Origin of the sequence: Streptomyces bicolor, assembly GCF_000719285.1 — a bacterium.
Taxonomy (GTDB): domain Bacteria; phylum Actinomycetota; class Actinomycetes; order Streptomycetales; family Streptomycetaceae; genus Streptomyces; species Streptomyces bicolor.
The window spans coordinates 26,799-48,321 of the sequence record NZ_JOFS01000049.1; the positions used below are offsets into that span (position 1 = coordinate 26,799).

Genomic DNA, 21,523 nt, shown 5'->3' on the forward strand with positions numbered 1-21,523 from the left:
CACGGTTCGCCCGCCGTCGCAGCTCAAGCGCACCGACGAAAGAGGATCCGTGCAGGACACCCCCCACTCGTCCACGCTCGTGGTCGGCATCGACGTGGGCGGCACCAAGACGCATCTTCGCGCCTACGCGCAGGACGCCCTGGTCGCCGATCACGTCCGGACGAGCAGCGGCTGGCGGCCGCACGACCCCGTGACCGCCGCCGGCTGGCTCGCCGCGCTCGTCGCCGACGCCCTGCCGAAGGGCGTCCGCCCGTCCGCCCTCGCGGTGGGCGGGCACGCCTGTGAGACCCCCCGCCAGTGCGACCAGATCCGCACCGCTGTCCAACTCCACTTCGACGCGCCCGCGTCGGTGGTGGGCGACGCCGAACTGCTCGTCCCCGCCGCCGGGTTGGACAAGGGGGTCGGGCTGGTCGCCGGCACCGGTTCCGTCGCGGTCGGGCGGCTGGCCGACGGCACGCCGGTGCAGGTCGGCGGCTGGGGCGCGGTCCTCGGCGACGAGGGCGGCTCCGCGGGGCTCGTCCGCGAGTCCGCGCGGGCCGTGTGGGCGGCGCACGACCGCGGTGAGAAGCCCGACGCACTGGCCCGCGGGCTCGTCGACGCCTTCGGTGTCGCCGAAGTGCCCGCACTCGGCGCGGCCCTGGAGGCCGCCGGGGACGTGTCGGCGGAATGGGGCCGGCACGCGCCGGTCGTGTTCGCGGCCGCCGAGGCCGGTTCGGCGCTCGCCCGTGCGGTGATCGCCGCCGGCGCACGCGCCCTGGCCGCGCTCGTGGGCCGGCTCGCCGCGCGCGGGGTCGCGGTGGACGACGTCGTCGTCGCGGGCAGCACGATCCTGGCCCAGCCCGTCCTGTACGACGCGTTCGCCTCCGCCCTCGCCGAGTGCGCGCCCGGGGCCCGGCCCCGGCCGCTGCGACTCCCGCCGGTGGAGGGGGCCGTGGCGCTCGCCCGTTCACTCGTGTGACACCTGCCGGACGCCGGGCCATCCCGGGTCCGACACAAGTCGCCCGTAGATCTTCGCTCGTACGACTCGACCCCAAGCGCTTTCTCACGCCTCGTGCGTCTTCTGGGCGCCAGACGACTCCTGCGCTCCGGACGGTCGAGTCGATCGTTTCGATCTTCTCCCCCGGCCGTACGGCCGAAGAGCTCAAGAGAGGCACTCATGCCGTCAACCGCCGGACGCCACGCCACCTCCTCCATGAACAGAAGGCGCTTTCTCCTGACCTCCGTCGGCAGTGGCGCGGCCCTGGTCGCCGTCCCCGCCTTCGCCGGCTGGCTTCCCTCCGCGGACGCCAAGGCAGCGGTGAACGCGGCCGCGTTCGTGGACGACTACAAGACCAACGTCGTCGCGAACCAGACGCCCGAGACCAATGCCGTGGTCCGCGTCCTCGGCGGCTTCGCGAAGGTGTGGAAGACCGGCGACGCCTGGAACACCGGCACTCCGCTGATGCCCGAGGTGCTGCGCGCCAACATGCGCTACTGCGCCCGGATCACCGCCGCGCGCACGGACGCCCAGGCCAAGGAATCCTTCATCGTCGACCGGCAGCACCAGAGCTACTCGGTGATCGCCGGGCTCGGTCCGCTGGCCGAACTGTACAAGTCGGGCGCCAAGGCGGTCACTTCGATCACCAGCGCGCCGGACGGCACTCCCGCCGGGAAGATCAGCGACGCCCTGCCCGCCGACGCGCCGGCCGGTTCCGCGATCGGCGCCGGGTCGTACGACTCGGAGCTCGGCAAGGTGGCCAAGCTGGTCGACACCGTGCGCGGCCCCTTCGCCTCGGGCAACCCGGCCAAGTTCGCCTTCCAGTACCCGCGTCCGTGGCGGATGAACGAGGACAGCGAGGTCGTCGACACCGGAAAGAAGGACGCGTTCGGCTTCCCGGTGTACGAGTCGGAGGTGATCGTCGCCCCGCAGCTGCTGCGCCAGCGCGGCGAGAACGCGGCCGAGGACGGCGGCTTCCCCAGCGGGCACACCAACGCGCTGCACCTGGCGGCCCTGGCGTACGCCTACGCCGTGCCCGAGCGGTTCCAGGAGCTCGTGACCCGCGCCTTCGAGCTGGCCCACACCCGCATCGTGGCGGGCATGCACTCCACGGTCGACGTCCTCGGCGGGCGCATCATGGCCACGGCCCTGGCCGCCGCCGCCCTCACCGACCCGGCCAACGCGGAACTCAAGGCCGCGGCCCGCGCCCAGGCCCTCGCGTACTTCAAGGAGCGGACCGGCACGACCGCCGACACGCTGTACGCGTACGCCCACTCGGCCGGCACCGACACCGACCCGTACGCCGACCGGAAGGCCAACGCCCGCACGGTCAAGCCGAAGCTGACGTATGTGCTGACCCGGAGCGGCCGCGACGAGCCCCTGACCGTGCCGAAGGGCGCGGAGGTGCTGCTGGAGACGCGGCAGCCGTACCTGAGCGCGGCCCAGCGCCGTGAGGTGCTGCGCACGACCGCGCTGCCCGCCGGGTACGTCCTGCTGGACGGGTTCGAACAGTGGGGGCGCCTCGACCTGTTCACGGCGGCGGACGGTTACGGCGCCTTCGACTCCGACGTGACCGTCACGCTCAACGCGGCGGCCGGGGGCTTCGGCGCGGCGGACACGTGGCGCAACGACATCCGCGGCGAGGGCGGTCTGACCAAGCGCGGCACGGGCACGCTCAGGCTGACGGGCCACAACTGCTATCACGGCGGGACGGTCGTCGAGGGCGGCGGGCTGGTCGCCGGGTCGGCGAACGCTCTCGGACAGGGTGATGTGCGGGTGGTGGGCGGCACGCTGCGCGCGGAGAAGGGGCTGCGGGTGCGCGGTTCGTACGTCCAGGAGGGCGACACGGCCCTGGAACTGCTGCTGCGCAGGAACCACGGTCCGGCGCTGGAGGTCTCCGGCCGGGTGGTGCTGGGTGGGGGCGGCGTGCTGTCGCTGCGCCTGGACGCCGAGCGCCCGCCGGTGGCCGGGACCACGGTTGCGGTCATCGAGGCGCGGCGGCTGCGCGGCCAGTTCGACCGGGTGGAGCTGAACTCCGACACACTGCGGGCCGTACCCGTCTACACGACGGAAGGTCTGTCGGTACGACTCCTCAGGCGGTAACGCCGTTCCCGGCGGGAGTTGAGGCAGAGTAGACCCATGGGTCGGCTCTGCCTCAACTCCCGCCGCCACGGGCCGGCGGCGCCGCGGAGCGGATGATGGCGCTCGAACAGCACTCGGCCCCGGTCCCGGAAACGCTCCCCCAACCGCCCGGCGCGCGGCCCGCGCGGTGGCCCGTGCGGCGCTGGGTCGTCCCCCTGATGGTGGTCGTGTTGCTGGGCCAGATGGCCGTCGCGATGGTCACGACCGCCGTCCAGCAGACGCCGACGATCGACGAACCCGTCTACGTGGGCACGGCGGCCGAGTACCTGCACGAGCACCGCCTGCGGCACAACCCCGAGCATCCGCCGCTCGGAAAGCTGGTCATCGGCGTGGGAGTGGCCCTGGCAGATCCGCACGTCGATCGGTTCTTCACCATTGACCAGGGCCGGTTGGGCCGCCATCTGCTGTACGAGTCCGGGAACGACCCATGGCGCCTGATGCTGTTCGCCCGCCTCCCCGTGATCGTTCTGACCCTTGCGTTCGGGTTGATCGTCTTCGCCTTCGCCCGTGAACTCGCCGGTCCGGTAGGGGGTTTGGCGGCGCTCGGGCTGTACGCCCTCTCCCCCGACGTCATCGCGCACGGCTCGCTCGCCACGCTGGACGTGCCGGCGGCCGGGTTCGTGCTGACATCGGTGTGGCTGTTGTGGCGGGCCCGTCGCCGGCCCCGGCTCCACCTGCCGTTGGCCGGAGTTGCGCTCGGGGCGGCCCTGGCGACGAAGATGAGCACGCTCGCGGCGGTTCCGGTGATTCTGGCGCTCACCGCCCTGTCCGTGTGGTGCGCGAGACCGCCGAACGAGGCCCTCCGCAGGGCGCTCCTGCGCGCCGGCGCGGGCACGGGCGTCGTGGTGCTGGCCGCCGTCGCCGTCGTATGGGCCGCGTATCTGGTCGTCGACCCGCGGCTGCGGTGGGCGCCCGAGCAGCCGGTGCCGGTGGTGGACGGACTGCGGGCGCTGGTCGTGGAGGTGCTGCCGTTCCCGGAGGCGTACCGGGACGGGATGCGGGTCCAGTTCGGCTTCGAGGAGTATCCGTGGCAGGGCTTTCTGTTCGGCCGGCTCTACACGGGCTCGCTCTGGTACTACCTGCCGGCCGCCCTGCTGGTGAAGACACCGCTCGGCATGCTCGCCCTGTGGGCGGCGGGTGCCGTCGCGTTGGTGGCGGTACGCCGGTTGCGGCCCGTGGCACCGTATCTGCTGGTGCCGACCGCCGTGCTGCTGGCCGCGGCCATGCTCGGGTCGCGGGACTTCGGCACCCGGTACGCCGTGTTCGTGCCGATGTTCCTGGCGGTGGCGGCGGGCGGTGTGCTCGCGGTGCGATGGCGGTGGGCGCCGGTCGCGGTGGGGGCGCTGGTGCTGTTCGTCGCAGTCAGCTCGGTGCGGACGTACCCCTACTACCTGCCGTACTCCAACGAGGCGTTCGGCGGCCCGGAGAAGACGCATCTGCGGTTGCACGACTCCAACGTGGACTGGGGGCAGGACCTCGGCCGGCTGGCCGACCGGCTGCGCGAGCGGTACCGGGGCGAGCGGATCTGGCTCGTGTACAAGGGCAGCGGGGTGCCGTCCCACTACGGCATCCGCGCCACCGATCCGCGCAGGGTACCGGTCCGCGAAGTGCGCGGGCTGCTGGTCGTGTCGGACTCCTCGGTGGCCAAGGCGACCGGGCGGCTGGCCGAACTGATCGACAGCAGTCGTCCGATCGACACGGTCGGCCACTCGATCACGATCTACCGCCGTTGAGCGTCGCCCGTCGCCGGTCCCCAGAGTCGCCACGTTGTGTGAGCTATGTTGAAGCACTGTGGGAGACAAAGGAGGCGCACCGGTGCCATCGCCTCAGCAGGCACGCGCACAGGCATCCGCCATCACCTCGGGCAAAGCGGACCCGGAGGCCGAGGCATCTCCGACTTCCCAGCTCAGGGCGCTCTTCGACCAGCCGAGGCTGTCGCCCGGACAGCGCCGCATCGCCCAGTACCTGATCGAGCACATCACCGAGGCCGCGTTCCTTTCGATCACCGATCTCGCGGACCGGGTCGGCGTGAGCCAGCCGTCGGTGACGCGCTTCGCCGCGGCGGTCGGCTTCAGCGGTTACCCCGCGCTGCGCGAGAAGCTCCAGTCGATCGCCCTGGGCACCCTCGCCGGCGGCCCGGCGGCGGCCGAGGAGAACAGCGCCAACGAACTGCAGGCCGCGGTGGACGCCGAGATCGACAACCTGGAGAACCTGCGGCGCGACTTCGCCGACCCAGACCAGGTGATCGACATCGGCCGCAAGCTGTCGCAGTCGACACCGCTGACCATCCTCGGGCTGCGCATCTCGGGCTCCCTCGCCGAGTACTTCGCCTATGCGGCACGCCGGATCCACCCGGACGTGCGGCTGGTGACACGGGGCGGCAGCGTCGCCTACGACGCGCTGCTGCAGTCGCGCGAGGCGGGCGGCACCTGGGTACTGGCGTTCTCCATGCCGCGGCACGCCCAGGAGACGCTCACCGCCGTGCGGGTCGCACGCAGCGCCGGGCTCAAGGTCGCCCTGATCACCGACCTGGCGCTCGGGCCGGTGGCCGACACGGCCGACGTCGTCTTCGCCACCGGGACCGGCTCGCGGCTGGTCTTCGACTCCTATGCCGCGCCCGGCGTGATGGCCGCCGCCCTGCTGCAGGCCATGACCGACGCCGACCCCGAGCGGACGCAGGCGCGGCTGGAGGACTACGAGCACATCTCCGACCAGCACCAGTTCTTCCTGCGGGACTGATCCACGGCCAAAGCGGTGCACAGCGGCAGCATTGCATTCAAATCACGCATGAATGTTTTCATACGTCTTGCAAAGCGGACGGCATATATAAATACTTCACACGCACCATCCGCCCGCCGAAAGCAGCCGGTCCGCTCATGCGCACGTCACCCCATCCGCCGTGCGCACGCCGCCTGCCTTCCGGGCTCCTCCGCGAACAGCCGAAGCCGCCGTCTCCTACCCGCGTCGGCGCCCGGGCTGTTCGGTCGGGCATCGCATGCGCGAGCGCCCGTGGCGGCGGCCCCGGTCATCCCCTAGACCGGGGCCGCCCCGACCTCGTCGGACACCCATACGACGCCGCACACCCGGAAGCGATGACCATGCCCCTGACGACCACGCGCATCAGCTCTGACTGGCCGTGCCAGGTCAAGACCCCCGGTTCCTACGACTGGGAGCGCTCCGCGGCCAAGTGGCTGCGCGAGCTGGTGCCGGCCCGCTACGCCAGCTACCCGGCGCTGATCCGCCATCCGGTCCTGCTCGCCCGGCACGCGCAGATCCAGGTCCAGAACGAGATCCGGGTCGCGCGCACCGCACTGCAGACCGCACGGGCCGACCTCCCCGCGCTCGGCATGCCCGAATCGGTCATCGAGCACACCATCAAGCTGTACGCCGCTGAGGTCATGCAGCTTCAGCACATCGCCCGCAGCGTGCGCGCGGTGTCCCAGGCGCTGATCGACCACGGGCGCTGAAGTAGTCACTCCGCCCCTGCCGTCGCCGCGCAGGTGACCGTCGCCGACGGCTCGTCGGCCGAGTCCGAGGTGGCGGCGAGGAAACCGAAGGTGACGCTCGCGCCGGGGGCCAGGGCGCCGTTCCAGGACGCGTTGGAGACGGTCGCCCTGCCGTCCGCGGTCGTGGAGAGGGTGCCGTCCCAGACCTGGGTGAGGCGGGCTCCGTCGGGCGGTACGACCGTCGCGGTCCAGCCGGACGCCGCGGACGCGGGCGCGTTGGTGACCGTCACCTCGCCCTGGAAGCCGCCCTGCCAGCTGCTGACGGTCCGGACGGACGCGGTGCAGGCGCGGTCACCGGGCTCGCTCGCACCGGGTGCGCTCGCACCGGGTGCGCCCGCCGCGGGCGGTGTGGGCTCGGCCGGTGCGGAGTCGGTCGCCGAGGGGGCGGGTTCCCGGGCCTCGGCGTCGTCGTCGCGGCCGGCGAGCAGGAGAGCGCCGCCGAAGCCGATGACAGCGGCCGCCGTCACGGCCACCGCGATGGCGGTGCGCCGAAATCCGGGGCCCGGGACGGCCGGGCCGGGCCGGGCACCGCCCCGCCGTGTGCGCCTCCTCCCCTCGGCGACGGCCGGCATTTCCTGGGTCGCGTCCTCGGCGCCGGGCAACGGCGCGGGCACGGCCACGGTCTCGTAGCGGCCGTTGTCCTCCTCCCACTCCTTGAACAGCTCCGCGAGGGCGTCGGTACGGCGCGGGCGCAGGACGTGGATCGGTTCCAGGACCGGGCCGTCGTCCGGCTCCTCGGGGTCGGGCCGTGTGGACACACCGCTCTCCTTCCGTCCCCGTCTGCACGGGGTTCGCCAATCCCCGGGAAGTGATACGGGGTTGGCGTCCCGCCGGTTCAGCGGAGCGCGTCGCGAGCGCGGCCCGCGGTCAGGCCTGAACGGCGAGGAAACGGTGCAGGGACGCCCTCGTCGCGGCGACGAAGGCGTCCCGTCGTGTGTCGTCCAGGGCGTCCAGCGACAGATACGGGTTGAGGTCCTCCAGCTCGACCAGCAGCAGCTCGCCGCCCGGCGCGCGGCAGGCGTCGACGCGCTGGATGCCGTGGCGGATGCCGTTCCACTCGATGAAGCGGCGGGCGAACTCGAGGTCGCCGTCGGTGGGTTCGTACGGTTCCAGCTGCCAGCGCCGGTCGGTGTGCGGCGCGTACAGGGCGTACTGGAAGTCGTGGTCGACGAAGTAGAAGGAGACTTCGTAGGCGAAGTCGACGCATGGCTGGACGAGGACGGCGCCGTCGGCCGCCTCGCCTACCTCGTCGGCGGAGACGATCCGCAACCCTATGGAGTCGGCCCCGAGCCTGGGCTTGACGACGTACCGGTCCGTCCCGGGCAGGAGGCTCAGATCCTCAGCACGGTCCACGGTGGGGATGACCGGGTATCCGGCGGTGGTCAGGTCGAGCAGATACTGCTTTCCCGCCATGTCGGCCTTCCCGGTGAGCGGGTTGTAGACGCGCGTCCCGTCGGCGCTCGCGCGCCGGCGGAACTCGTCGTACGCGTCCTGGTGGCCCAGGACCGGGCCGCTGTTGCGGACGACGACCGCGTCGAAGGCGCCCATGAGCGCGGCCGCGTCCCGGGGATGGCACAGAGCGAGGTCGAAGTCCTCGCGCAGCCGGGAGGTGAGGAAGATGTCCTCGTCGCAGTAGCGGCGCCCGCGTGCCTGGTAGGCCAGGTCGGTGACGTACAGGATGCGGGGTCGGGCGGGCGGCATGCGGGGCTCCTCGGCTGCGGCGGCAGCCGATCGTACGTGACCGGCGAGATCTGACCATCGCCAGGTCGACCGGGGTCGCCGGGCATCCGCCGCGTCGCTCGCACCGGCATGCCCGCAGCGCCCGAGAGCCGCGGCCGGTTCGGCCAGTGGCGGATACGGCGGACTCCCGGCCGGCGTCAGTGCACCGGCAAGTCAGGCAATGTACGGGCTGACCTGCGTGTTTCCTGCGCCCTCACCCCTCCTGGGCCGTGGTAGGGCCGTCATCCGTGTCCGGGCCGTCCGCGAAGGCACGGTTCACTGCCTCGCGGGTCCGCTTCTCGCTGCTGGGCATCAGGTGGGTGTACGTGCGCAGCGTGAAGCCTGGATCGTGGTGCCCCAGGTACTGAGACAGTGCCTTGATGCTCTCCCCCGCATCCAGCAGCACGGACGCGTAGAAGTGCCTCAGCGCGTGCATTCCGCTCTCACGGCCGCGAGGGACGCCCGCCGCGTCAAGGGCCGGACGCCAGGCCCCGCGGTTGAAGTGGTTGCGGTTCACCGGTCGGCCCTGGCCGCCGTTGAAGAGCACGGAGGCCGTGACCGGCGCACCGTCGACCGCCCGCCAGGGCAGGGTCACAGCGGTGGGCTGGTGCTGGCGGATGTGCTCTTCCAGCGACCGAGCGACGCTCTCGGGCAGCGGAACTGTGCGTGTCTTGCCTCCCTTGGGCAGGGCGAACACCGGACGGTTGCGGATGAGCTTGACCTGGCGGACTACATGCACGACGCCCTCGATGAAGTCCACGTCGTCGACGGCGAGCCCAAGCACCTCGCCCTGGCGCAGGCCGCACCCGCCAGCCAGATCCACCATGGCCCGGTACTGCTCCGGCAGCGCCGAGCGAATCGCGAGCACCCGCTCACGCGACCACGGAACGATCCGGCGAGCGTCGAGCTTCGGCGCACGTACGGACGACGAGCGGCAGGGGTTCTCGGGGATCAAGCGGTCATCTACGGCCGCCGTGAGCATGGTGGAAGGGTTCGCGAAGATCACCCGCTGATAGGCGGGCGCCACTCCCCCGTCCTCCAGCTTTCGCAGCCACTCACGGATGTGTGTCGGCCGAAGCGAGCCCAGCGTGCGACTGCCGAGGTACGGCAGGACGTGCAGGCGAATGCGCTGCTCGGTGCCCACGAAGGTGCCGGGGTCCATGGTGAGCGATGCCAACCACCGTTCGGCGTGCTGTCGCACGGTGAGGCGACCGGCCTGTGGGTCGATGTACTGGCCGCGCGCCATGTCCGTCTCGATCTGCGCGAGCCACTGCTCTGCGAGCCGCTTCTGACGGTCGGGGAAGCTCTTGGACTTCTCGGTCCCGTCGGGTCCGGCATAGCGGGCGCGGTAGCGCATGCCGACGCCGTACCGCTCGGTCTTGACCTTGACGGCCCTGCCGTTGGGTCCTGGCTCGGTCTTGTACCAGCGGTCTTGTATGTGCCCAGCCATCAGGCAGCCTCCCCCAGCTGGGTGTCCACCCAGGCCCGCACGTCGGTCGGGTCGAAGCGCAGGTGCCGGCCGACTCGGAAACCGCGGGGACCGATGCGCTTACGCCGCCACTGGTAGACGGTCTCGATGCCGGGAAGTTCGAACATCTCGACCAGGTCCTCAGGGGTCAGGAACCGGTTCGGCAGCTCTGAGGCCATGGTCAGCACTTCCCTTCGGTGAGTTGGTCTTGCAGGGCTTCGCGGGCGGTTTCGCGGTTGACTGCCAGTCGGCGAGGACAAGGACGGTGTCCGGTTCGGCGTCGTCCAGGCCGAGGGCTTCGCGCTCTTGGGCCGCGCGGTAGTCGGCGCGGGCCTGGCGGAGGGCGCCGAGAGTGGTGGAGTAGCGGCGGGACTTGGAGCTGAAGTGGCCCCGGAAGCCGAGCATGTGGGCCCAGGCCCACAGGCGCCGGTCCGGGTAGAGCGGGTCGAGGGTCTTGCAGGCTTCGATCAGGCGGCGGGTGTGGTCGGGGACCTGGTGGCGGTCGAGTTCGGAGAGTTCGCCGATGCGGCGGTCGAGGGTGCCGGTGTTCTCGGCGGCTTTGGTGGCGTACTTGGCGACGTAGGAGGCCACCTTTTGCTCAGTGATGTCGGAGCGAGCCGGTTGGTCGTCGGCGGCCGGGGTCGAGACCGACGTGTAGGGGTGCGTCGCGGCGGCGCGAATTGCGTCGGTGAGGAGGCCGACCGTGGCCCAGGCGGGCGGTGGAGTGTCGGGTCCCTCCGGGCCGTCGAGGCGGATCACGGCATGGAAGTGGAGGGCGCCGCGTTTCTGGAACTCGGCGACATAGCCGTACGAGAGGCGTACGTGGTTGGGGAGTTCGTTGCGGGAGAGTCCGGCTCGCGCGGCGAGCGACAAGAGGCTGCCCGGCGGGAGTGCTGCCCTGAATCCGATGCACCGCCTCGTGCCCGGGTTCGGGTTGAACGAGCAGGCGCGCTACGACGCCAACCGCTCCGTGGTCTCCTCCACATGCAACAACGCCGCCGTTCCGGGTCGGCCCACGGCGGGAGAGCAACGCGACTGCGACGAGTTCCCCTTCGCCTCCAGCTATCAGGGGGCCGCGCGCTATCAGTACGAGGGGGATGCGTACCGCGACGACTTCTCCGTCCGCTACATCGACTCAGACGAGAATCAAGAGGCCGGGCGGCGTCTCGGCGCCTGGTACGACAACGACCGGATTCTCAGTCATGACCTGTTCATAGTCGTCATCGGCGACTGACCGGACCTCCGGTCTCGAATGATCGTCATGCGGGGCCGCTCCATCGGAGCGGCCCCGCTTTTCCCTTACTCTTCCACGATGTCTTTACTGGCCGTGATGCGCCAGATTTGGACCAGGCAGTACTGATCCGCGCCGTTCAGTTTCTCCTCGTGTCTCAGGGGCATGGGCAGGGGTTCGCGAATTCCCGCCAGTGGAGAGGTGAAAGCCCCGCCCGCAGGATTGAATATCCATTGCCATCGCATCCGGTACAAGCCGGACGAGGGCAGGATCAGGGGGGTTTCCTTCTGCCCGCCGTCGATGGTTTCCAAGGCGAGATCACCGCCGGGAAGCTCCACCTCCACCTCTTCCGTACCGGACCACTCCTCATCGTCCGGCGGAGGGACGGTTGACCAACTCTCCAATCGCACGGACGCCCGGATCACCTGGGGCGGCACCTGCAGATACACCATGCCAGGGGCAGAAAGGAGCCATTGTGAGCGATCCGCATGGGGTGCATACGTATCGATACTCGTGTCGACCAGGCCGAAGATGCGGTAACTTGGAGAAACCGTGGTTTCGTGGAAATCCAGCAGCCTGCTCATGGGCACCTCACACGTGATTCGTTGAGTCGCGAGCAGCATAATGCCCGGCGGCTGCCGACCTGGTTGGGGACTCCAAAGGCCCACGGAGCCATTCGTCGCCGTTCAGCCGGTGTGGAGTGCAGGACCAGCCGGTGGAGGTGCCGGCTGGTCGTGGGTGCCCGCAGTTGGACGCCGCTTCTTTGGCGTGATCGCTCGTTGAATCTCAATGACCTGTCAAGTGCCGCAGAAGACGGGATCTTCAGCCGTCGGCCGGGACGGGCGCTGGGGTGAGTGTGTAAGGGCGATGGTCGCGGAGCATCGCCCACAGCACGTCGACGCGGTACGGAACTGCCAGACCAGCACCACCGCCAGCAGCACGCTCATCAGCAGCGACACACCGGTCAGGCCCAGGCCCAGCTTCTCGTTCAGCATGTCGGCCGCGGTCTCACCGACCGTCGTGCACAGCACCTTGATCACCCAGAAGTACACCGTGACTTCGGGAACCTTGTTCCAGCGCAGACCGTGGCCGTGCACAGCGGTCGCGGAGCCGGGGACTGCGGACATCTCGGACGTCTCAGAGGTCTCGTATGACATGAGGCCCGACCGTGCCACCGGCTGCCTGAACACATCCTGACTGACGCATGGGGAACGCCAGGCGCCGAACCTGCGCACCAGATCCGGCCGTCCACCACCTCCAGGTCGCCAGGAGCCGCGCCGACCGGTAAATCGGGGTCTGGGTGCACATCCCCGTCGACTCCGAGACGGATCCGGTTTCCGTTCTTCACGGCTGCGTACACCCGGCCGGAGTCGGCGGACAGCGCCCGATGCAGCCGACCAGCACCGATGTCCTGTCTGCAAACCTGTGTACGGGCTGTATCCGGAGGGGTAGGTTCTGTCCGCCACCCCCACATGATCGGGCAACGCCCGGTGAACCGGCCGCCCACAAGGCGTGTCCGGGACAGCCGGCGTGCCTCCTAGCGAGCAGGAGGTCATGTGGTTGGTTCATCCCGAGGACTGGTTGGTTCATCCCGACAACTGGCTGGTTCGTCCCCACGATCTCGCAGACGCAGACTGATCGCCTGCGCCCTGGTGGTGACCGCTGTCGTGGCCGGTTGCGGCCTGGCGCCCGCTTCGCCGGCACCGGCTTCAGTGGCGGCGGACGGCTTCAGCCCACAGCTGGTGACAGTGAGTACCCCGACGCGCGCCGACAAGGACCGCCTCGTCGCGCTCGGCCTCGATCTGACCGAGCACGCCGGACACGACTATGTCGAGGTCGTCCTGCACCGTGCGGCCGACGAGCTTGCGCTGGCCGGTGCCGGCTTCGACTGGCAGGTGCGCATACCGGACCTGGTGCGGCGCGAGTCCGACGTCAATGCCGCGAACCGCGCCTACGCCGCCGCCACCACCGTCTCGCCCCTGCCCTCGGGACGGGACGCCTACCGCTCACGCGCCGGCTACCACGCCGACATGGACCGCCTGGTCGAAGAACATCCCGGGCTTGTCAGGAGGTTGACCCTTCCCCGCAAGAGTCTTGAGGGCAAGTCCGTGTACGCGGTGGAGATCGCGCATGACGTGGACGCCCCCGAGGACGGCCGGCCTGTGTTCCTGATGATGGGGCTGCACCACGCCCGTGAATGGCCCTCCGGCGAACACGCCATGGAGTTCGCCGTCGATCTGGCACGCAACTACGGGCGCGACGAGCGCATCACCTCCCTGTTGAAGAGAGCACGGGTGATCGTCGTGCCCGTGGTCAACGTCGACGGGTTCGAGAAGTCCTTCAACGACGGGCAGTTGGTCGATCTGCGCCCTGTCGACGAGGGGGGCACCGGATCGGTCCTCGCCACGCCCGGCAACGCCTACAAGAGGAAGAACTGCCGCATGGCCGACGGCCTGGCCCCACTCGCGAACGAGTGCGCCCTCGCGAGCAGCCCCGGCGGCTTCGGCGCGGGCGTCGACCTCAACCGCAACTACGGTGGTTTCTGGGGCGGTCCGGGCGCGGCCGCCGAGCCCGTCGACGCCACCTACCGCGGTGCCGGGCCGTTCTCCGAACCGGAGACGCAGAACATCCGCGAGCTGATCAGCGGGCGGCAGGTCACCGGGCTCATCACCAACCACACCTTCTCGAATCTGGTGCTGCGTCCGAACGGCGTCGCGCCCGACACCACCGGTCCCGACGGACTGCCTCTCGGCGACCCGCCGGACGAGGCCGCCATGAAGGAGCTCGGTGACCGGATGGCGGCGCAGAACGGCTACACCAGCCAGCACAGCTGGCAGTTGTACGACACCACGGGTACCACCGAGGACTGGTCGTACAACGCGACCGGCGGCTACGGCTACACCTTCGAGATCGGGCCCGACGAGTTCCACCCGCCGTTCCCGGAGGTCGTCGACGAATACCTCGGCGCGGGCGAGTACGCGGGGAAGGGCAACCGGGAGGCGTTCCTGCTCGCGTTGGAGAACGCCGTCGACCCGGCGGCGCACTCCGTCATCACCGGCAAGGCGCCCGCCGGAGCCACGCTGCGGCTGAAGAAGACGTTCGCCACGCCCACCTGGTCCGGCGCCGTCGCGGACACCCTGAACACGACGATGACCGTCGGCGCGGGCGGCGGCTACACATGGCACGTCAACCCCTCGACCCGGCCCGTCATCAAGGCCCGCCAGATCCGGGTGGTCGGCTCCGAGCCGCTGAAGCGGCAGACGTACACGGGTACGACGCTGCCCGCGCAGCCCACGGAGCGGGAGTTCACCGTCGACCGGGCCGCCGACCTCCTGGAGGTGCGGCTCGACTGGCCCACCCCGGACGATCTCGACCTGTACGTGCTGCGCAGGAACGCTGACGGCAGCCTCACCGAGGTCGGACGGTCCACCGGTTCCGTCGGCGAGAAGGAACGCGTGCTCCTCGACTCCCCCGCGCAGGGCGACTACGTGCTGCGGGTGGAGAACTGGGCGTCCGCCGCGCCGAGTTGGGAGCTGACCGCGTCCCTCTTCGACGCGACCACCGACGAGGTCGGCGGGCTAGTCGAGAACTGGACGCTCTCCTGCGAGAAGAACGGCAAGGTCCTGCAACAGGTGCCCGTCGTGGTCGACCGCGGCCAGCGCGTCAAGGCCGATCTGAAGACCTGCGCGCAGAAGTGGAGCCAGAGCTGATGAGACGCGCGCGCATACGCCTCCGGCGCCTCGCCGCCGTCACCTCGCTGGCCCTGTCCGTCTCGCTGCTTCCCCTCACGAGCGCCACCGCGGCGGAGGGCCCGGATGTCACGGTGTCCTCGGTCGGCGGCCAGCAGGTCACCGAGGACGGCACGGTCAAGCAGCCGCTGAGCGGCACGGTCGACGTGGTCGGCACCGCCCGCACCGGCGCCCCAGGGCAGCCCGCCGAACCCACCCCACTGCACGCCGACGCGGGCGACAGCCCCTTCGTCACCGCAGGCGACAAGGCGCCGCTGCTCGGCAGCGCCTACGGCGGCACCGCTCCCTACACCTGGTCCTGGACCGCCGAGCACGGCAGGCTCACCGGCGCGGACTCGGCGAGCCCCGCCTTCGACACGACGGGCCTTGCCCCGGGCACGTACGACATACGGCTCACCGTCACCGATGCCACGGGCGCCGTCACGATCGACACCGTCAAGGCCGTGGTGGGCGAGGAGACGAGCAGCGAACTGCTCGACGAGACGAAGGCGGACCCGACGCCCGGCGTCTTCCCCGCCGGTCAGAGCGTCGAGTTCCCCTTCGACGTGCCCGCCGGCGTGCGGTCCCTGGACGTCACCCTGTCCTGGACGACGCCGGAGCAGGACTACGACCTGCGCGTCACCGACCCGTCCGGGAAGGTGGTGGCGCAGTCGGAGTCGGCCGGGCACCCGGAGAAGACGTCTGTGGCCGACCCGGCCGAGGGCACCTGGAAGGTCGTGGCCGTCAAATGGGCCACGGTCGCTGCCGATGTGACCGCGCAGGTCGTGGCCCGCAGGGTCACCGCCGACCCGCGGCCCGAGGTGCGGGCCGGGGGGCCGTACAAGTTCGAGACGGGCACCGAGCAACGGCTCGGCGGCACTGTCACCGGCGGCACGGACCCCGTGCACGCGGCCTGGGACCTGGACGGCGACGGCCGCTTCGACGACGGCACGGGCACCACCGTCACCCCGGAACTGCCCGACGGCCGGCACCTCGTCACCCTCAAGGCGACCGACGCCCGGGGCCTGGAACGGCGCGAGACCACCTCCGTGCTCGTCGGCGCGGCCGACCGGCTGGACGCGGCGCCGCCGGTCACCGTCATCGGCGTCGCCGACACCGGCATCAACCCCTATCACCTCGAGTTCTCCGCCCGCACCTACCCCGACCCGGACGTGCTGTCGCTCACGAAGAACTTCACCCGGCACCCCTCGGAGTACATCCCCGGCTACCCGGCCTCCGCTCCCGCGATCCCCGTCACCCTCGGCAAGGGCTATCTGCCCGAGGACGACAAGGACCTGTGGACCGGTGAGACGGTGAAGGGCGGACAGCTCCACTGGATCCCGGGGACGAAGATCATCGGGGCGTACTCGTCGAGCGTCGACGGCGCGCATCCGGTCCTCGACGACCACGGCCACGGCACCGGCTCCGCCTCCGTCTCGGCCGGCAACCGCTACGGCTACTGCCCCACCTGCCTGCTGGTGATGGTCGAGGGACTCGACGAGACGGTCGCCACCAAGTACCCCTGGGTCGACATCACCTCGCACTCCTTCGGCTACGTCGGGGGCGCCCCCGTCGGCCCCGTGCTCAGCGGCGAGGAGGTCACCAAGGAGGCCGCGGAGCGCGGCCAGACCGTCCTGTTCGCCGCGGGCAACGGCGTCGGCAACGCCTTCGACGTGCCCGTCAGCACCTGGCACTCCGACCAGACCGGACCCGACTGGAACATCACCGTCGGCGCGCTGCGCCGCGACGACCAGCGGGCCGTCGTCGGCGACGGCATCCCCGTGCACCTGTCGTCCTGGGGCATCGGAAGCCTGCCCTCGGCCTGCCACACCGGGGTCCTGTGCCAGGACCAGTTCAGCGGCACCTCGGCCGCGACGCCGTACACGGCCGGTGTTTTCGGTACGACGCTCCAGCGGGTGCGTGAGGCGATCGGTGACGGACGGGCCGGGCAGAAGAGCGGCCAGGTCGTCGCCGAGGGCGCCGCGCTCGACGGGAGCGTGTACCTGCGGGACGGCAGGCTGACCCGGGGTGAGCTGCGCGAGGCCGTCCTGAAGAACGCCTTCCCGCTCGGCGAGGACAACCTGCCGTCCGCGAGCTGGCCGCTCGCCTCACCGCACACGGCCGGCAACGTCCTCTTCGAGGGCTACGGCGCCGCCACACCCGAGACCGCGCGCCGCGCCACCGACGTCCTGCTCGGCCGCGCCCTGCTGCCCGAACGCCCCGTCGAGGACGACTTCTTCGCCGCCGACCGGGCCGTACGGGACAGCATCTGGGGCGGTTACGACCGGGACGGGGACGGCACCGAGGATCCCGCGCCGCTGCCGAGCGGCGTCTCGACGGGCCTCGACGACGTGGCGACACTCGACGGCACGCTGGGTGTACTGCGCAGGACGCTGGCCGCGCAGCAGACCGGTGAACCTCAAGGGGCGTACTCGGAGCAGGCGTTCAGCTATTACCTGCACCAGGGGCCCGACTGCGGCGCCGAGCGGACCATGGACCGCACCGACCGGGCGGGGGACGCGGACGGCTGCGCCGTCGGTGACACCCTGTCTTCGGCGGCACCGTATCTGCCGACGGCCGCGCACCCGTCCACCGACACCTTGGGCGCACCGCTCGCCGCGGGCTCGAAGGTGCAGGCCGATCTGTACGTACGGACGCGGGCCCCGGCGGCACTCGTCGGCCCGTCCGTCGTCCTGCTCGCCACCGACCGGGAGATCGGCCGTGGCAAGGCCACGACCCAGCCGGTCACCGGATCGTGGACGAAACTCACCATCGAGTTCGAGACCGCCCGGCACGCCTTCACCGGGGAACAGCTGACCGTCCAACTGCTCTCCACCACCACCGCCCTGCTCACGGTGGGATACGAGGGCGACCACGCCACGAGACTCACGATCGACCCGGCCGCGCTGCCGCCCTCCGGCCTTGGATTCGGCACCACCATCGAGGCACCCGCGGGCGGTGGCGAGGTGCGGGAGGGCGGGACGGTCGTGGCCGGCGGCCGGTTCACCTTCCCCGACGCCGGCACCGACCCCGAAGGTGTCGGCGGCCGTCCGGAAACCCGCCGGGTGCAGGTGTCCGTCGACGACGCCGACTTCGCCTCCCCGCTCTCCGCGGAGCTCGACGAGGCCACGGGTACCTGGCGCGTTCAGATCGGGCGCCTCGGGGTGGGCGAACATGTGCTGTACGCCCGCGCGGTGCGGGACGGCACTCCGTCGCAGGTCACACGGACGAACTTCCGGGTCGTCCCGGACGCCCGCGTGGAGTGGCAGGTCGTCAGCCGCAACGCTCCCGTGGACCCGGCAGCCTGGCGTCCCGCCGAGGGGCTGGCCGACTGGTCGTTCCGACTGACCACGTCCTCCTACGGAGCCGACCACCGCACCATCGTCGTACGTCTGGTGGAACGCGGCACGGAGACGGCGCGCGACAGCGTGCGTGGCCGCTTCCGCTGACGCGGCACACTCCTCGGAAGTATCCGGGCGGGCCGGACCTCCTGCGGGGGGTCTGGCCCGCGCCTCGTGTCGCCGACCTTCTTCTTGATCAGCTGCCCGGTGGCCCGTCGATGAGACCATGGCGTCTTCGGCGATCCGGGCGATCCCGAATCATCGATTCCACAGTGCCATCGGCCGCCAGCGGCAGAGTGCCGGGCTTGATGTCCCGGTGGAAGACGCCCTGCTGGTGCCCGGCGGAAAGACCCGCCGCAATCCGCACCGACACGCGCGTCGACCGACACGTGAACGGACCATGCGCCGACTGCTCGGAGGAACCGCATTCGGTATCAAGACGGATCGGTGGCACCCGTCACGGCGGTCTGCAGGATCTCCATGACCGCCCTGGCTTCCCGCCGCTTCCACCCTGGAGCACTCGAGGGCCGCTGCGAGGTGAGCGCTCGATGCGGACGCCTTGACCCGATCTTCTGCGCTCTCCACAGCGGCATCCTACGAGCGCGTTGTCGCGCAGGAAGTCGACGGGACAGCGAGCACTCCTGGGTGGGACAACCGCCTCGGTGCCGCGCCCGTCGCCGCGGCCTGGAGCCCAGTGGGGTCCTGTGACCGTCCGGCTGCATACCGACCGGTCCGGCGCAGGTGGGGCTCGGACCAGGCGTCCCACTCACGCAGGTGGGCAGTCACGGCTTCGGCTTGTGCTTGCCGGGCTTTTTCTTGGCGGACGTCAGCGTCGGTGAAGGCTCGGTGGGCGTAGCACTGCTCGGCCGGGCTGTGGGAGTGGTGGCGGCCGTGGAGTCGTGCCCTGTCGGGGGCGGGGTGGGGGTTGCGGAAGGCCCGGGTGGTGGGGGCGTCGTGGTGACGGCACCGGTCTCCTGTGAGAGCGAGGGGTCGGTGGCCGCCATGGTCGTCGGCGTGGAGGCGGAAGGGGAGCGGGCAGGGGTTCTTGCCGGGCCGGTCGCCTCGCTGTGCAGGGTCGTGCCTACCAAGACCGAGGCAGCGAAGAGGACCACCCCGCCGATGCCGAGGAGCACCGCGGTGCGTGATCTGGCGGGCCGCCGTGCCCGGTGCGGCGTCTCATCCGGAGAGGCAGCGAGGAGGGTGGTGGGCGCCGGGGCCGACCTCGGCCGCGCGGGCGATGCGGCGGGTCCGCTGTCCTGCCAGGCGGCGAACCAGTCGGCGACGCGTTCGGCGGTGGGCCGCTGTCCGGGTTCCTTGGCCAGCAGGCGCAGCAAATAGTCCTCGAAGCTGCCGGGCAGCCCGGGCCGCAGTTGACCGGGCCGCGTGGGGACGGCGTCGACGTGTTGGTGGACGACAGCCGCGGCGGTGTCCCCGGCGAACGGTGGCCGGCCCGTAAGCAGTTCGTAGAGGACGCAGCCCAGCGAGTACACGTCGGAGGCGGGGCCGGCCGGACGTCCCACGGCGCGCTCGGGGGCCAGGTAGGTGCTGGTGCCCAGGAGCTGCCCGGTGGTGGTCAGGGATAGCGCGGTCTCATCGGCGATGCGCGCGATTCCGAAGTCGGCGATCTTCACGGTGCCGTCGGAGGAGAGCAGCAGGTTGCCGGGCTTGATGTCCCGGTGTATGACGCCCCGCTGGTGTGCCGCGGACAGCCCCCGCGCGACCTGGGCGGCGAGGTCGGCGACGTACTCGGGAGCCAGCACACCGTGGGCGGCCAGTTCCTCGGCCAGACTGCGGCCGTCGATGAACTCCATCACCAGGAAGAGCCGCCCCTGGTAGGACCCGGCGTCGTACAGGGCCACCGTATGGGGGTGATTCAGCCGTGCGGCGATCTCAGCCTCCCGGCGAAAGCGCAGGCCCGCCGCCTCGTCCGCCTCAGCGGCGAGCAGTTTGACGGCCACCGTCCGACCCAACGCCTCGTCCACGGCGCGCCAGACGTCGCCCATGCCGCCCCGGCCGAGGCGCTCCTGCAGCCGATACCGCTCCGCGACCAGCACCACTTACCCCGTTCCCGCACTCGCTTGCTTCGGCGCTGTCCGTCTGCGTGGCAGCCCCACAAACACACGCCGACCCGTCACCGCACTCAGCGCACACAGAGCGCGCTGCGTCACAGCAGTTGGTTGTCCGGGCGTTTCTCGCGGGGCATCTCGACGCCTCCGCGAGCTGCATCGGCTTCGAGCCGTGACCGCGCCTGCTCGGCGATGACACCGAGGCGGAGTTGTCCGCCCAAAAGCGGCTGGCGAGAGCAGACGCGACCGAGCTGTGCGAACTCGTCCGGTGCCGGTCCGTCCGCCGTAAGACGCCTCGGACGCAGGACACGCCGCTGTCCCGGTCCGACTGCGGTCACAATCGACCGGAACCATGTCACGCGCGGTTGAGCCGCGCTGAGATCCCGTGACCGAGGAGCAGATAAAGCAGGGCGGGAAGACCGTAATTGAGCAGCACCCGAACGCCCTCTGTATCCATGGTGAAAATGTCCTGCGACCACCAGGCCAGCCAGTCGGCCGTTCCGTGCACGAACTCGACGAAGACATTGGCTTCGTTGGCTCCGAGCAGGTGGAGCAGGATCCACAGGATCAGGATGCCGGCGGCGACGTCAGCGATGGTGTGGATGGCCAGGGCTGTCCGCCGGGCTCTGTGCTGGTTCCGCTCGTAGCGGTGTGGTCGACCCTGGAGCTGGTCGTGGGAATGGTATTCGGGCATCGGGTCAAGATGGCTCACTGGGAATTCCAATCTGACGCGTCATCGTGCAAGCCGGAGTACGAAACCGCCTCCCGGCCCGCCCCTGCCGGGAGAGGCTCCGGCCGCGTCCCGCAGACGGGTCGTCGGGCGGGCCTGTGTAGGTCTGCGCCAGGCAGCAGCCACCGTGTTACGCAATCCCCGGGATATCCCAGAACTGGGCACACAATCTGCATCTTGCCCGGTTGCGCGAGCGCGGCATTTCTCTACGGACAGCCCCCGGGACGTGCGACCGCGCGATCAAGCGGAGGCGCAAGAAGATCCAACACCGACACCACCCGACCGATGAAGACGACCAAGGCTCTGGCGCCGGACACGTACGTCACACACGCGCGAGACCCCGAACCCCCACAGGAGCTCCGCACAGCCTTCACATGGCTTTTCGGAATCGTCGTTACTGTTGCTGGCCGCTCGATCCCATGTACGAACGGACCGGGTCGCGGCCCGGCGGGTCGACGGCATGGCAACTCAGGAAGACCGCAAATGGACTACTGCTCCTCGTGTCGCCGACATCTCAGTGACTCCACCCACGCGTAAACGCGCGGGCTTCCTGCGTCGGTGGCTAAGCCGCCGTGCAGAGGACCAGCCCGGCCCTGTTGAGGACGTTCGTCGCGCC

General features: G+C 70.6%; 15 protein-coding genes and 2 pseudogenes. 8 read left to right on the top strand and 9 right to left on the bottom strand.

What is annotated here, in order from left to right; translation table 11 throughout:
- Window positions 1-49: 49 nt before the first annotated feature.
- From IF78_RS0139165 to IF78_RS0139185, 5 genes are all read left to right on the top strand, one after another.
- Complete coding sequence (locus IF78_RS0139165; protein ID WP_031487269.1) at window positions 50-958, top strand: BadF/BadG/BcrA/BcrD ATPase family protein; 909 nt, start codon at window positions 50-52, stop codon at window positions 956-958.
- A 198-nt stretch (window positions 959-1,156) separates the two neighbouring features.
- Window positions 1,157-3,079 (top strand): phosphatase PAP2 family protein, encoded by a 1,923-nt coding sequence (locus IF78_RS0139170; RefSeq protein ID WP_031487270.1) that lies wholly within the window; start codon window positions 1,157-1,159, stop codon window positions 3,077-3,079.
- A 92-nt stretch (window positions 3,080-3,171) separates the two neighbouring features.
- Entirely contained in the window at window positions 3,172-4,851 is a 1,680-nt protein-coding gene (locus IF78_RS0139175) for an ArnT family glycosyltransferase (protein WP_051828558.1), read from the top strand.
- A gap of 82 nt (window positions 4,852-4,933) precedes the next feature.
- A complete protein-coding gene (locus IF78_RS0139180) occupies window positions 4,934-5,857 on the top strand; it encodes a MurR/RpiR family transcriptional regulator (RefSeq protein ID WP_031487272.1) in 924 nt (307 codons plus the stop codon).
- Between the two features lie 353 nt (window positions 5,858-6,210).
- Complete coding sequence (locus tag IF78_RS0139185; RefSeq protein WP_031487273.1) at window positions 6,211-6,585, top strand: hypothetical protein; 375 nt, start codon at window positions 6,211-6,213, stop codon at window positions 6,583-6,585.
- Window positions 6,586-6,590: 5 nt separating this feature from the next.
- Here IF78_RS0139185 and IF78_RS50750 read toward each other — a convergent pair whose 3' ends face one another.
- The 5 genes and pseudogenes from IF78_RS50750 to IF78_RS0139210 all read right to left on the bottom strand — a co-directional run.
- Entirely contained in the window at window positions 6,591-7,382 is a 792-nt protein-coding gene (locus IF78_RS50750) for a cellulose binding domain-containing protein (RefSeq protein WP_031487274.1), read from the bottom strand.
- Between the two features lie 109 nt (window positions 7,383-7,491).
- Window positions 7,492-8,325, bottom strand: a complete 834-nt coding sequence (locus tag IF78_RS0139195; protein ID WP_031487275.1) for an ATP-grasp domain-containing protein — start codon at window positions 8,323-8,325, stop codon at window positions 7,492-7,494.
- Between the two features lie 232 nt (window positions 8,326-8,557).
- On the bottom strand, window positions 8,558-9,793 hold the full coding sequence (locus tag IF78_RS0139200) for a tyrosine-type recombinase/integrase (RefSeq protein WP_031487276.1): 1,236 nt from the start codon (window positions 9,791-9,793) through the stop codon (window positions 8,558-8,560).
- Window positions 9,793-9,990 carry a helix-turn-helix transcriptional regulator gene (locus IF78_RS0139205; RefSeq protein ID WP_051828560.1) on the bottom strand — a complete coding sequence of 66 codons (198 nt, stop codon included), beginning with the start codon at window positions 9,988-9,990 and terminating at the stop codon, window positions 9,793-9,795. Before IF78_RS0139205 ends, IF78_RS0139200 begins: the two co-directional genes overlap by 1 nt.
- A 2-nt stretch (window positions 9,991-9,992) precedes the next feature.
- Window positions 9,993-10,678 (bottom strand): annotated as a pseudogene (locus tag IF78_RS0139210) (replication initiator); the annotation flags it as partial.
- Window positions 10,679-10,718: 40 nt separating this feature from the next.
- Here IF78_RS0139210 and IF78_RS0139215 point away from each other — a divergent pair.
- The gene (locus IF78_RS0139215; RefSeq protein ID WP_051828562.1) at window positions 10,719-11,045 is read left to right on the top strand and encodes a NucA/NucB deoxyribonuclease domain-containing protein; all 327 of its coding nucleotides are present in this window, start codon (window positions 10,719-10,721) and stop codon (window positions 11,043-11,045) included.
- A 65-nt stretch (window positions 11,046-11,110) separates the two neighbouring features.
- Here the strand turns inward: IF78_RS0139215 and IF78_RS0139220 are convergent, their stop codons facing one another.
- Window positions 11,111-11,626 (bottom strand): hypothetical protein, encoded by a 516-nt coding sequence (locus IF78_RS0139220; protein ID WP_031487280.1) that lies wholly within the window; start codon window positions 11,624-11,626, stop codon window positions 11,111-11,113.
- Between the two features lie 276 nt (window positions 11,627-11,902).
- Window positions 11,903-12,199 (bottom strand): annotated as a pseudogene (locus IF78_RS44385) (hypothetical protein); the annotation flags it as partial.
- 585 nt (window positions 12,200-12,784) lie between these two features.
- Between IF78_RS44385 and IF78_RS0139230 the strand changes: the two are divergent.
- Window positions 12,785-14,752: a M14 family zinc carboxypeptidase gene (locus IF78_RS0139230; RefSeq protein ID WP_244889809.1), complete on the top strand. Its 1,968-nt coding sequence runs from the start codon at window positions 12,785-12,787 to the stop codon at window positions 14,750-14,752.
- A complete protein-coding gene (locus IF78_RS0139235; protein ID WP_031487283.1) occupies window positions 14,752-18,219 on the top strand; it encodes a S8 family serine peptidase in 3,468 nt (1,155 codons plus the stop codon). The genes IF78_RS0139230 and IF78_RS0139235 overlap by 1 nt, the downstream gene beginning before the upstream one ends.
- A gap of 674 nt (window positions 18,220-18,893) precedes the next feature.
- On the opposite strand, the gene IF78_RS0139240 is transcribed toward IF78_RS0139235, so the two are convergent.
- Entirely contained in the window at window positions 18,894-20,168 is a 1,275-nt protein-coding gene (locus IF78_RS0139240; protein ID WP_234439952.1) for a serine/threonine-protein kinase, read from the bottom strand.
- A 364-nt stretch (window positions 20,169-20,532) separates the two neighbouring features.
- Window positions 20,533-20,871 (bottom strand): hypothetical protein, encoded by a 339-nt coding sequence (locus IF78_RS0139245; RefSeq protein WP_031487285.1) that lies wholly within the window; start codon window positions 20,869-20,871, stop codon window positions 20,533-20,535.
- Between the last annotated feature and the right edge of the window lie 652 nt (window positions 20,872-21,523).